Origin of the sequence: Pseudomonas sp. CFBP13509, assembly GCF_005233485.1 — a bacterium.
Lineage (GTDB): Bacteria > Pseudomonadota > Gammaproteobacteria > Pseudomonadales > Pseudomonadaceae > Aquipseudomonas > Aquipseudomonas marginalis.
Genome location: NZ_QGAA01000023.1, coordinates 77,502 through 90,132, shown reverse-complemented (window position 1 = coordinate 90,132; position 12,631 = coordinate 77,502). Strand labels below are relative to the sequence as shown.

Below are 12,631 nucleotides of genomic sequence, written 5' to 3'. Positions count from 1 at the left end.
CATCGGCGTTATGCAGCGTGACACGGCCGTCATCTCCCCAGGCATACCGCGTATCCATCTGGGAAAAACTGGCCCAATGCCGGACACATCGCGCCGCTTTGCCAGACCGTTCCCACGCCCAGAAGAAACTCGCCCCACCGGCCAGTCCACGCTCAAGAATCACATGCTGATCGTCGTAGCGATAAACCTCGCTTTCACCTACCGCATTGGTCGCCGAAACCAGCCGGCCAGCGTCGTCATAGGCGTAGGAAACAATGCTCTGCTCAGTAATCCAGACATACGGGTCACGGCCTTCGGCCCGCTGCACCTGGTAGTCCACCGCCACGATGCGGTCCGATTCATAGCGCAGGAACAGCGCACACCCCGCACCGTTATCAAGCCGCTCAATCCGCCCCAGAAAATCCCGAGCAATCCGCAACCGGTTGTCGTACGCATCACTGATCGAGACCAGCACACCGTCGCGAAAGTGATAAAACCGTGATGCCTGGGCCAGCACTAATTCATCTGGCGATGCGCCCAAATAGATCGCGGCTTCGGCCAAGCTGTTGGTGATTGCAGGCCGAGCAACGGTCGGCATCGGAAATGAAGTAGTGCGATTCTCATGGTCCGTCCACACCACCGAATCGCCCGACACCGCAAGCCGATGCGCCAGCGAATGACTCCAGCCAAACCCCAACCCGACATCCACTTCCACCGCACTGGTGCGATATAACCGTGTCCACTCGAACGGCAAGATCCCGTCTAAAACACCATCGGTGAGGGTGAGCAATTCCTCCCCGGTAACCATCGACACGGGGCAGCCGTTGGTGACGGTCTTATCCGAAGATGCCGTCGCATCCCCGTTCGGATTCTTCCCTGAAACCGGAACATCATCGACAGGCTCCTGCCTGACCAACACCGTCTGCTGAGTCTTCCTGCGAACCGCCGGCACCGGGTTCGAAACCACATGCTCCCCAACCTTCAACGGCGCAACCGGTACAGTCTTGATCGCTGTCGCGGGGCCACTGAGCAGCAAAGGCTTCACCGCCTCGACATGCGCGTCCAACGTCGGCCCCACCAACTGATCAGCCAGCCTCTCCAGCCACTTGTGCGCTCGTCCGGATTTGATATGTCCCAGCACCTGAGCGCCCAGGCGAATCTGCACGCCCATGCCACGGGTCGCCCAGATCAGAAATAGATTGATCAGTACCTCACCGGTGATCTCGCCCAGCACTTCATACATCTCGGGCGGCGGTAGCAGGCGTAGCCAACTGACCATGGCTGACATGTAGATAAACAGCAGCGGCTCATCGCTGAGCACCAACAGCCCCTTTGCGATGGCGTCGTTGCCCAGCCTCAGCAGTTCATCGAGTTCAGTCTGGGAGATGTAGGCCAACAACTTCTGGCTGTTGGCCTTGAGGTCCGCCAGCAAGTCATACAGCTGCGTAACGTTGTCCCACAGGTTGTAGAGCGCCTTGGCCATCCCGCTTGAAAACGCCAAACCTTGCATCGCGCTACGTTCGGGCGGCGTGGCGTTGGCGAAGTCGTCCCATTGGGGCTGGAAGGTCTTGGTCCATTCGTCACGCAGGAGACTTTCCAACCCCGCGATCACCGATTGATAAGACCCATACAGCGCCTTGACGTGATCCCTGGAAACGTTGGGGTAGAAACTGATTCGGTACGGCTGGTTGCGATCACACTCGGTGATTTCGAGGATGCCGCTGGGACCGATGGTCCGATGGAGTGGTGCGCCGAGCGGGCTGCCGTCCTGGGCAATGGCTTGCAGCATCACCGGCGTATTGCCGATCGGTACAAACCGAGTGCTTTCGAACATATGCACCAGGGTCAGCGATCCCTGGGCATCGCACCTGGCGACGGTGTTACTGGGGGTTTTGGAGGAAGCCGGCGCCACCAGCGCCACCTCTTCCCCAACTTTGAACACCTGATCCACTTCCAGTGCCGAAGCGCTCAAGAACCCCTCGGCCCACTCATCAAAGGTATTCAGGCAACCGCGAAAGTCACGAAAGACGCGCTCAACGTCCGGCGCCTTGGCATCCATGGGGGCCAGGACAAAGCTGGCAATGATGGGAATCAAGAGGCAGCCCCGACAACCAGGGCATTAACGGGTAGGTGCATCGGCGGTCCCTCGCACTGAATGATCAGGCGAGAGACTTTGGAGAGGTTCGTCAGGTAAAGAAGTCGGCGCTATTCGCCAGGACGGCTAGGAGGGTTCGCCAAAACTTCGGGTAAACGCAGAATCGATTGTAGGAGTCGGATTACAGGTGGAGAAGCCCTACAGCTTCAGTTGCCCAATCGCCTTGCTCAACTCACCAGCCAACGTTGCCAGCTCATTGCTGGTGGTCGCCGAATCCACAGTCTGTTGCACGGTGTTCTCGGTCACATCACGAATGCTCACCACTGCGCGGTTCATCTCTTCGGCCACGTGGCTTTGCTGTTCGGCGGCGACGGCGATCTGGGTGTTGCTTTCACGCATTTGCGCCACGGCGCTGGTGATTTCGGCGAGCGCTGTGCCGGCTTCCAGGGCTTGTTGTACGCAGTCGTCGGCCTTGAACGAGCTTTCCTGCATGAAGTCCACCGCGTCGCGGGTGCCGGCCTGCAGAGCCGAGACCATGCGGGTGATTTCGTCGGTGGAGCTTTGCACGCGCTTGGCCAGGTTGCGCACTTCGTCGGCGACCACGGCAAACCCACGGCCCATTTCCCCGGCGCGAGCCGCTTCGATGGCGGCGTTGAGGGCGAGCAGGTTGGTCTGTTCGGCGATGCTGTGGATCACACTGACCACGCTGTTGATTTTCTGGCTGTCCTCGGCCAGTTTCTGGATCATTTCGGCGGTCTGTTGCACGCCGGAAGACAGGCCGGCGATTGAGTGCTGTACGCGGGTGACCACGTCCTGACCGCTGCCAGCGAGGGTGTCGGCGGCCTGGGACAAGTCGCGGGTGGCACCGGCATGTTGGGCGATGTGGTAGACGGTGGCGGTCATTTCGTTGATGGCGGTGGCGGCCTGGTCGGTCTCGCTTTGCTGGCCAAGCATGCCGTGTTGTACCTCGTTCATGCTGCTGGCCAATCGAGCGGCACCCTCGTCCAGAAGCTTGGCGGTGCGCGCCACGGTGCTGACCACGCGCTGATAACCGGCTTGCATGGCATTGAAGGCGCTGGCCATCTGGCCGACTTCATCCTTGCAGGCCAACGGCACGCGGGCCGACAGGTCGCCGGTTTTCTCCACGTGCAGCATCACGTCCTTGAGGGTGTTGAGTTGGCTGAGCAGGAAGCGGATCAGCAATTGCGAGGCGCAGAGCATCGCCAGCATCAGGATCAGCACCGCCACGGCATAGTTAGCGAAGCGTTCACTGAATACCTGGCTCAGGCTGGGGGCGTGGGCGAGCACGGCGATGTATTGCCCATCAGGGCGGGCGATCACTTCGGCGCCCATCAGCGTGTTTTCGCCGAACAGCGGCATGGGGTTGAGTTCGACCCAACCCGTGTTGCTGCTCAGGGCTGACAGATTCTGATCGGCCAGCTGTGGGACTTGGCCGCGGGCAAACGTCAGCCAGTGCTCGCTCTTGGGCAGGGCCTTGTCGGCCGGCCAGGCTCCGAGCAATTGCGCCTGGGCCTGTGCCGAGGCCTGGGACGCATGGCTGCGCGATTGCTGTTCGAGATGCACGGCGTACAGCACCAGGAGCAGGGTCGTGATAAAGGCGACCGCGTTGACGGCCCAGAATTTGTATTTCAGCGAGATATTGCTAAGCCAGGCACCCATGGAAGGTTTTCTCTGATAGCGGAAACAGCATTGGCAAGGTGCCATTATTGTGCCGCTACTCAGCAAAGCGGTTTTGACATGGGTCAATGCACCGCATCAATCCACGGCAGGCAGCCCAAAAAACGCGCGGGCACAGGCGGTGCTGTGCTGAGCCAGGTCCTCGGCCGTTTCGTTGCGGTGCAGGGCGACTTCGCGCAGCACTTCCGGTAGGTAGGCGGGTTCGTTACGGCCGTTTTTCGGCTTTGGACGCAGGGTGCGCGGCAGCAGGTAGGGCGCATCGCTCTCCAGCATCAGACGACCACGGGGAATTTCCCTGACCAACGGATGCAGGTGCGTCCCACGGCGTTCATCACAGATCCAGCCGGTAATGCCAATGTGCAAATCGAGATCGAGGTAGCTGAACAGCGCCGGTTGTTCGCCGGTGAAGCAATGCACCACGGCGGCGCTCAGGTGGTCGCGGTAGTCCTTGAGGATCTCCAGCAGACGCTGGTTGGCGTCGCGCTCATGGAGAAACACCGGCAGTTTGAGCTCAACCGCCAGAGCCAAGTGCTCTTCGAGGACTTTTTCCTGTTGCGGGCGCGGAGAGAAATCCCGATTGAAATCCAGCCCGCATTCGCCCACCGCACGTACGCGGCTTTCGCTGAGTAAACCGCGCAGGCGCCTGGCGCTATCGCCGTTCCAATCGCTGGCGGAGTGGGGGTGGATGCCGGCCGTGCTGAACAGGCGTTGGCCGCTGTCATCGAGGTTGACGCACAGTTCCAAGGCCTGTTCGCTGCCGTCGACGCTGGTGCCGGTGAGCACCAATTGTTGCACTCCGGCGGCATAGGCGCGGTCGAGAACGGCCTGGTGCTTCTCGTCGAAACTGGGGTTGGTCAGGTTGACGCCGATATCAATGAGTTGCATGGTGCTATCTCCGCCTGCGGCCGGAAAGCATATCAGAGCTGTAGATTTATAAGAAAAACGAAGAACTACAACGAGTTATAGCTGTCTTTGAACGTCGCAAGTGACATCGTGATTGGCTGCACGCCTTGCACTGTGCCACCGTTGCGCGTCTTGCCAGCGCTTAAAGCGCTCTGTTTCTGACCCCCAACGCCTCGTTTTTCGCGAGGGTGTTGGCCAGTATTCTTTCCGGAGAGCGGATGATCCGACCCTCGGTGTTGCTTATGTTGTGCCTGACGCTGCTGCTGCCCGCGACGGCGCTCGCGCGTCTGGACGGGCCGCTGGAAGTGACCAGGCCCGGCAAGGTGCGTGACCTGGCGGAGATTCGCTCGAGTCGCACCCTGCGTGTATTGGTCAACCAGAGCCGTAACAGTTCCGGCGAGGTCCAGGGCCAGGCCATCGGTGTCGAATACCATCGTCTGCGTGCGTTCGAGCAATACCTCAATGGCCACGCCCGTGATGGCCAGGAAATCAACCTCAAGATCATTCCCAAGGCCAAGGACCAACTGCTCGGCGCACTCGCCCGTGGCGAAGGCGACCTGGTGGCCCCCGGTGAATTGCTGGATGTGAAGGCCGCACACAAGATCAGCACCAGCGATCCGATCGCCAGCGGTGTGCCGTTATGGCTGGTGGGGGTGAAGGGTGAGCGGCGGTTTACCAAGCTGGAGCAGCTATCCGGGCGCACCCTGGCGCTGACCACCGGCAGCGCGGCGGCGGATGCCATCAGCCAGGTCAACCAGAAACTGGCCTTGCACAAACAGCCGCCGGTCAAGGTGGAATGGGTGGACCCGACCCTGGCGGTGGAGGATGTGCTGGAGATGGTCCAGGCGGGTATTTTTCACCTGACTATTGTCGAGAAGCCGATTGCTGAGCGCTGGTCGAAGATCCTGCCCAAGTTGCGCTTCGACAAGCAGGTGGCAATCAGCGAACCGGGCGACGAGTACTGGTTTGTGCGCCAGGACGCCTCGATGCTGCGGGCCAGTATTGATCGATTTCTCAAGACCTATCGCACGCCGTCCGACCAGGATGTGGCATTCCAACGCATCTATCGGCGCCTCTACCAGGTGCGCAACCCACTGGCCCGTGTCGACCGCCAGCGCTTGGAAAAACTGCGCCCGGTATTGCAAAAGCACGCCCGTGAGCAAGGCATGGACTGGCTGAACCTCGCGGCGCTGGCGTTCAAGGAGTCGGCTTTTGACCCGGGTGCGCGCAACAGCGGCGGCCCTACCGGCCTGATGCAGATCACCCCTTCGGCAGCGCAGCGGGTGGGCGTCAACAACATCGAAAGTCTCGACAGCAATGTGCAGGCCGGCGCGCGTTACCTGGCGTTGATCCGTCGCAAATTCTTCGCCAGCCCCAAGCTCAACGAGCGCGAGCGCATGGCCTTCGTATTGGCCGCGTACAACATGGGGCCGGAGCGGGTGCAGGGCATGCGCACCGAGGCCAGGCGCCGGGGACTGAACCCCAATCAATGGTTCTTCCAGGTGGAGCGCATCGCCATGGAGCAGGTGGGGATGGGGGGCGTCAGCTATGTTAATAGCGTCAACAAGTACTACTTGGCGTTTGATCGGGAGCGAGAGTCCCTGGAACCGCCGGCGCCGAAAATCGCCTCGAAATAATCTATTTTTTCGATGTTAATCAGGCATTTTTTCGGCTTTTATCATTACTTAAACTGATTAATATAGGGGCCAACCAACCCCTACTTCGAAAAGGATCCACCCCATGAGCCCAATGATCAAAAGCGTACTGTCCACTCGTGCCGGCTACGGCCTGACCATCCTGCGCATCGTCGTCGGCATCATCTTTGCCGCCCATGGTTCGCAAAAACTCTTCGGTTGGTTTGGCGGCTATGGCCTGGCGGGCACCGCCCAGTGGATGGAAAGCATTGGCCTGGCGCCGGGTACCCTGATGGCGCTGCTGTCGGGCGGAACCGAGTTCTTTGCCGGCCTGGCACTGATCATCGGTTTGCTGGTACGCCCGGCGGCATTGGGCCTGACCATTCTGTCGCTGGTGGCGATCTTCTCGGTGCATATCCATAACGGCTTGTTCATGGCCAACAACGGTTATGAGTTCGCACTGGCCCTGCTGGGCGGCTCCCTGGCGGTGCTGCTGGAAGGTGCTGGCAAACTGTCTGCCGACCGCGCCATCGCCAACTGACACCGGCACAAAACTCTGAAAAGGCCCACCACTGTGTGGGCCTTTTCGTTGCTCGGGATTCTTGACACCGCCCCACCGGCTTCTCTAGGATGCTGCCCATGCGCCGATTTAAACAGCTAATTGCGGGGCGCCACTGGGTCTCATCAATAGGGCCCGACAGAAGCCTGTTCTCCCCTGGGGAGGCAACTTCGAAATACCGCTAAAGCGCTGGTTCGGTGTTGCCTCTCACCTGCCCGCAGACTTTTGAGGCAGAGACACGTCACGATGAATGCACTACGCCCCCTGATACGCCTGGCCCCGATCACCGCGGACCTCACCCAACGCAATCCAAAAATCCTCCTGGGCGGCAAGCATCAGCCTACGCTCTTACGTTATCTGGACGGGTGGCCACGTCGCAGCGGGCGGCCATCGGCATTCTTGATTCAGTTTGTGGAAGATGGCGATTCTCTTGCCCGGTTTGCGAATAACAGCTTCGATCTTGCGGTTATCCAGGCCCCCAGCGCGAGCGACGCGCAGGAAGTCATCCGACAATTGACCCGCATTGCCCGGCAGGGGCTGATTGCCAGGCGTTGAACTCAGTAGAGCGCGACGCCCGCCTGTAGTCGACGCCGTCGATTGCACAGAAAAACCACCCAGGCAACCAGGCATAGCATCAGGGGTATCGCCAGTGCCACGAGCATTTTTATGGCGAACTCCAGGCGATGTACCTGCGCGTATGCCTCGGCTTTCAAGGCATGTAATTCCATTGGCAAGCGCAGTCGCTCCTTGTTGAGTGCAACCAATTGGGTGGTGGTGTCCACGGTCTGGGAGCCGAGCTGCACCTCCGTTGGGCGCAGCATTTGCCATTCATGTTCTGTCCGTAGCAGGCGTTGTTCCAATTCAGTCGCCTTCTGCGTGTAGGCGTGTACGGCGCTGTCGCGCATCCGTTCCAGCCTGTTTGGCGATCTTTGCGCCGACGCGTGCGGGCGAATATTGGTCAGTACATCACCGGCGGACAAGTTATCCAGCGTATTCAAGATAAACAGTGTGTTGCTGTCGGTCGCTGGGCTATTGACTTGATCCGTGAGCAAATCAGTGTCGGCGACTACCACCACATGGATCTGCGCCGCTTTTTGCACAGCTGCCGGCTGTCCTTCCACGCCATCGAGGAATGCTGAATAGGCAGGCCCCTCTATACGGGCTGCAATCACATGGCGTTGTGTTTGGCTGGAGGCCTCATTGGCCGTTGAATCAAGCTCGGTTGCTGAGGCAAGCCGGTCGGTTTCCTGCAACTCGGATTGCAGGGAGCTTTGCAGGAGAGGGGTCAGGGTCGTGCGGCCTTTCTGGCGGCGAAACAGCACGCCGCTGCTTGATACCGTCACGTTATTCAATTTCCAGGTGCTCGGATCGCCTGTGTTCATTGCCTGCCGGGGCAGGATCAACCTGCCCGGATGCTGCACTGTGAACTTCCCTTTCACTGGTGTGTGCGACGCCGCGTAGCGGTGATCGAGCAGAAACTTGTTCGCCGGCATCTGTATTCCCCAAGCGGCAAGCAAATCAGTCAGTCGGGTATTGGCGGATGGGGTGTTCGAGCTTTGCTCGCTAAACGGGTCGATAAATGCCATCAATTTACCGCCCTTTAAGACAAATTGTTCAACCGCATATAACGATTGCTCAGGCAGCGCCTGTGGATGCACGACCATGAGCGTCTTGACCTGTTCCGGCACGCGCTCGGTGGTTGCTCCCAGATTGACCAGATTGAAATGTCGCTGCAGTGCCTTCAACAATCGGTCCGCGGATTCTCCCATCGCCAGCCCTGACAGCAGTCCGATAGCGGGGCGCTCCGGATGCTGCAACTTGTAGATCAAATGACTGATTTCATATTCGAGCAATGGCTCACGATCCAGGCTGAATGATTCGATGCGTTGCGCTCCATAGCCGGCTCGGGTGCCGATCAGGCCCATGAATCCCGCATTGTCGTCGAGGCCAAACAATCTGGCTTTGTAGGCGTCCTCTGAAAAAGGTATGGGATCAATAAGGTGCAGGTTGATCATGCCTTTTGCTGCTTTTTCGTACTCCATCAACCGGTCTTCGATGCGCTTGCCATAGCGTTTCAAGGTGTAGCTTCGTCCAGGGCTGTCATGGGCATTGAAATAATACAAATCCACAGGGTTTTCCAATGACGCGAGTAACTGTCGTACTTGAGGCGATAGGGTATGCGTTTTTCCTTGTGAGAAGTCCCATCGGATATTTGGAATTTTTCCTACCCAAACTAAGTTAAACGCCAGGAATAGTAACAGGATAACAGTGAGTGTCATGCCGGTGCGCAGAGTAGGTCGCATGGAGGGCTTTCCTTCTCAGCTGTGTCTATAGTTGAGAGTGACGGTCGTCGCTGCGAGAAAGGCCAAGATCATGCTGATGAAGTAAAGCATGTCACGAAGCGTGAACTTTCCATTGTCGATAGCGCTGTACCTCGAAAAAGGGCTGAGGGAGACCAGACTGTCCACCGCCCAGGTGGGGGCTTGATGTTCAAGTGCATCGAGTAAATAAGAGAGTGCGCTGACGATAAGCATAAAGCCCACAGTCAGTATGAAAAGGGCAGTGCGTTGCCGCACCAGTGTGAAAATAAAACAGCCGACGGCTAGATAACTACCCGCCAGCAGCCAGCTCGATATAAATTGCGAGGCAATAACGCTGTTGTCCGCCACTCCCAGGTAGTTGGCAATGATCACGAGAGGGAAGGTCAATATCAGGGCTGTGGCCGCCACGACCCAGGCTGCTAGAAATTTGCCGATAACCCATTCAAACGTGGTGATGGGTAATGTTTTCATCAGGTCGAGAAAACCGGCATTGGACTCGTCCGACCAGAGTTGTGCCGCCAGTACTGGAATCAGCAATAAATAGAGCCAGGGGTGTAGCTGGAAGAAAACCTGCAAGTGACTGCTGTCCTGTTCTGGCCAGGCGCTCATGTGCAACCCCAATGCCACGGACAGTACTGAAAAAATGGCAATGCTCAGATAGGTGCCGGGTGTACCGGCATAGTGGACGAGTTGACGCTTGAATATGACGGGCAGCAGTTTCAAAGGGGGGTCTCTCGGCTCAGATAATGAACTACGTCGCTGAGGCGACCAGGCTCCAGGCTCAGTGAGTTGATTTTCCAGCGACGATTGGCAATGAGCGTATTGATATGGGGGTAGATGGTGTGCCCCGGCATGGCCAGGACGGTCACCGTGCCGGGTGCATGCCGATGTTCTTCGATGCCTGCTACCCCCGGCAGTACGGCGAGAGCCAGCAGGTCCAAGGGGGCATCTGCGGCGAGGGTGACCGCCTGGAAATGGCGAGAGTCGCGTTGCAGATCTGGCATGGGCGTATCGGCCACCAGGCGATCACCTGCGATAACCAGGGCGCGCGTACAGAGTTCGGATAATTCATCGCAGTGTCGGGAAGCGACGATCACGGTCATGTCTTGCGTCAATGACTGGATGAGGCTCCTGAATTTGTATTTCTGATCAGGTGCCAGCCCCTCGGTCGGTTCATCCAGTAATAGCAAGGCAGGGGTGTGCAGGATGGCCTGGGCAATGGTGACTTTGCGCTTCAAACCGATGGAGAGAGCCTCGAGGGGAGCGTTGAGCACCGGCAACAACTCCAGTTGCGTAGCGGCATAGTCCACCTGTGCGCGTTTTTCGGTGCCGCGCAGTCCGCGAATGGCCGCGATGTAGTCAAGGAATTCTTTAACCGACATCGTAGGATGACTGACGCATCTGTGAAGTTGGTAGCCGATAAGTTTTTTTGCTCTTAATGGATGGGCTTTAGTATTGAAGCCTTGGATGTTTATATGCCCGCTGGAAGGCGTGGTCGAGCCCGATATTACGTCGAGAAGGGCCGTTTTAACTGTAGGATTTTCTCCGAATAGTCCCAGGCATTCCTGTTTGTTTGCGCTGAATGAAAAATCGCTGATTATTTTCTTATTGTTTAAATGTTTTGTCAGGTTGATGATTTCGATCATTTAGCGTGGTGTGGTCGTGGAGGGAGAGTTTGAAAAGGGTACGAGCAATATCTGTTTTTGGGAACGCCGCTCAGCATTAATAGGAAAAGTCCTACGTGCGCGCTAGGCACGTCGCTGAAACAATTGTTTTGTGTTTTTAACCTTTAATTATTGAGTGATGGTCTGAAGGTTATAGAGACTTTTCGAATTTTGTAATGAGGCCCGATCACCATGATGCTTCTACGTACCCTTGTTCTTGAACGCGATGGTCAAGATGCTCCGGTTAACGGTGCATTGCTCTGTGGGTTTGCTGTAGGCCAGATTGCCTCCAACTTTCTTGTTTATAGCTTGGATGAAGAGGTTGAGCCGGCGAGTTCCAGGGTGTATGTCGCCGCCTTGCGCAAAAAACTTGATCGGTATTTTCTGGGGGGAGTGGAGTCCAAGGAGGACCTGCATGTGGCAATGCATGTTTTCAAGCAAATTCTCACCTCGGCGGCGGCAGGCACTAAAGCGGGTGTTACCGAAACTCAGGTGCCTTATCATTTTATCGATTTAAAAGGCTGCAAGCTGCCGCCTGCGAGGCCCGAAGAGCATCATTCGGTGATCATCAAGAAGGCCCTGGTGATGAAAGTGATCTCCCTGGGAATGTCTGCGCCGGTGCTGCCGGCAATCGAAAGTGCTTCATTAATTGTGCCTTCCATTCGTTTCTCATCGAAAATGAGTTCATCTGTCAGGGGGGCGAATCCACCCGAGCCTACTCCGCTTCCCGTACCTGAACCTGTCGTAGAAGAGCCCCGGCAGATGTTGGTCGACGCGCCTGTGGCCATTGTCCAGGATGTACCTGTTGTCCTGAATGAGCCAAGCGCCCCGGCGCAGCCGAAGCTTTCGGCGCCCGCGGACGACGACCACTTGTTTGAAGTAGGCAGTACGCTGACCAACCTGGCTCGTGTTGCTCAGGAGCTGGCCCAACAGAAACTCGCTGCGTCGGAGAGGGAAACCGCGCTTGATCAATGGCAGGCCCGCTTGCAGCAGGAGCAAACCCAGTTGGATGAAAGGGTCCGGGATCTGGAGCAGCGCACCGCTCAACTGCATGACCAGTCCCTGGCAGTCAGTCAGCGGACCGAAGCCCTGAAGGTGATGACCTCGCAAGTCTCGAGTTTACGCCAGAGCTTGCGGGGCGTGCTGCTTGAACTGGATCAGACGTTGGATAGCTAGACAGGCCTGGCTACTTTCCTGGGTTCATTTATCATCAGCGCCAGCGAACCGACGCCTGGATGTGATTTCCTGCCTTATCGGTACCTATGGACATTGCCTGGGGATGCATGCGTTTGAGTACCAAGCTGATAACCAAAGAAGGTCATGAAGCGCTGAAGAAAGAGTTGGATTACCTGTGGCGCGAAAAGCGCCCGGATACCACGCGCAAGGTGACATGGGCTGCTTCCCTGGGGGATCGCAGCGAGAACGCCGACTACCAGTACAACAAGAAGCTGCTGCGCGAAATCGACCGGCGGGTGCGTTACTTGCGCAAGCGCCTGGAAGACATGCGTGTGGTGGAGTACATGCCCGAGCAGGAAGGGAAGGTGTTTTTCGGCGCCTGGGTCGAGATTGAAAACGAACAGGGCGAGACCAAGCGTTTTCGTATCGTCGGCTATGACGAGATTTATGATCGGATGGACTATATCTCCATCGATTCACCAATGGCCCGTGCGCTGCTGCGCAAGGAAGTCGACGATGAGGCCATTGTGCAGACCCCGGGAGGTGAGGTGTGCTGGTGGATCACCGCTATCGAGTACGTGAAGTAAGCGACATTGACCCGC

11 protein-coding genes are annotated in these 12,631 nt (G+C 57.6%); 5 read left to right on the top strand and 6 right to left on the bottom strand.

Annotation, left to right across the window (positions count from 1 at the left end):
• From PspCFBP13509_RS27705 to PspCFBP13509_RS27695, 3 genes are all read right to left on the bottom strand, one after another.
• Positions 1-2,074: RHS repeat domain-containing protein (locus tag PspCFBP13509_RS27705; protein WP_161985741.1), on the bottom strand; the 2,074-nt coding region annotated here is incomplete at its 3' end.
• Between the two features lie 198 nt (positions 2,075-2,272).
• On the bottom strand, positions 2,273-3,754 hold the full coding sequence (locus tag PspCFBP13509_RS27700; protein WP_065947237.1) for a methyl-accepting chemotaxis protein: 1,482 nt from the start codon (positions 3,752-3,754) through the stop codon (positions 2,273-2,275).
• A gap of 96 nt (positions 3,755-3,850) precedes the next feature.
• Complete coding sequence (locus PspCFBP13509_RS27695) at positions 3,851-4,657, bottom strand: TatD family hydrolase (RefSeq protein ID WP_065947238.1); 807 nt, start codon at positions 4,655-4,657, stop codon at positions 3,851-3,853.
• A 236-nt stretch (positions 4,658-4,893) separates the two neighbouring features.
• Here PspCFBP13509_RS27695 and PspCFBP13509_RS27690 point away from each other — a divergent pair, with 236 nt between their 5' ends.
• The 3 genes from PspCFBP13509_RS27690 to PspCFBP13509_RS27680 all read left to right on the top strand — a co-directional run bounded on the left by PspCFBP13509_RS27690 (position 4,894) and on the right by PspCFBP13509_RS27680 (position 7,423).
• Positions 4,894-6,312 (top strand): transglycosylase SLT domain-containing protein, encoded by a 1,419-nt coding sequence (locus tag PspCFBP13509_RS27690; RefSeq protein ID WP_137212974.1) that lies wholly within the window; start codon positions 4,894-4,896, stop codon positions 6,310-6,312.
• Positions 6,313-6,415: 103 nt separating this feature from the next.
• The gene (locus PspCFBP13509_RS27685) at positions 6,416-6,850 is read left to right on the top strand and encodes a DoxX family protein (protein WP_027606966.1); all 435 of its coding nucleotides are present in this window, start codon (positions 6,416-6,418) and stop codon (positions 6,848-6,850) included.
• Positions 6,851-7,114: 264 nt separating this feature from the next.
• Positions 7,115-7,423: a hypothetical protein gene (locus tag PspCFBP13509_RS27680; protein ID WP_065924423.1), complete on the top strand. Its 309-nt coding sequence runs from the start codon at positions 7,115-7,117 to the stop codon at positions 7,421-7,423.
• A gap of 2 nt (positions 7,424-7,425) precedes the next feature.
• Here the strand turns inward: PspCFBP13509_RS27680 and PspCFBP13509_RS27675 are convergent, their stop codons facing one another.
• Genes PspCFBP13509_RS27675 through PspCFBP13509_RS27665 form a run of 3 tightly spaced genes read right to left on the bottom strand, consistent with a single transcriptional unit; the run spans position 7,426 to position 10,835 of the window.
• Positions 7,426-9,171, bottom strand: coding sequence for a Gldg family protein (locus PspCFBP13509_RS27675; protein ID WP_137212973.1), 1,746 nt, complete (start codon positions 9,169-9,171; stop codon positions 7,426-7,428).
• Positions 9,172-9,186: 15 nt separating this feature from the next.
• Complete coding sequence (locus PspCFBP13509_RS27670; RefSeq protein ID WP_065947241.1) at positions 9,187-9,912, bottom strand: ABC transporter permease; 726 nt, start codon at positions 9,910-9,912, stop codon at positions 9,187-9,189.
• Positions 9,909-10,835, bottom strand: coding sequence for an ABC transporter ATP-binding protein (locus tag PspCFBP13509_RS27665; RefSeq protein ID WP_065947242.1), 927 nt, complete (start codon positions 10,833-10,835; stop codon positions 9,909-9,911). The genes PspCFBP13509_RS27670 and PspCFBP13509_RS27665 overlap by 4 nt, the downstream gene beginning before the upstream one ends.
• 210 nt (positions 10,836-11,045) lie before the next feature.
• Here PspCFBP13509_RS27665 and PspCFBP13509_RS27660 point away from each other — a divergent pair, with 210 nt between their 5' ends.
• Together PspCFBP13509_RS27660 and greB are read left to right on the top strand one after the other, a co-directional pair.
• Positions 11,046-12,029: a hypothetical protein gene (locus tag PspCFBP13509_RS27660; protein WP_027606971.1), complete on the top strand. Its 984-nt coding sequence runs from the start codon at positions 11,046-11,048 to the stop codon at positions 12,027-12,029.
• Positions 12,030-12,142: 113 nt separating this feature from the next.
• Entirely contained in the window at positions 12,143-12,616 is a 474-nt protein-coding gene (greB, locus tag PspCFBP13509_RS27655; protein ID WP_027606972.1) for a transcription elongation factor GreB, read from the top strand.
• The last annotated feature ends 15 nt before the right edge of the window (positions 12,617-12,631 follow it).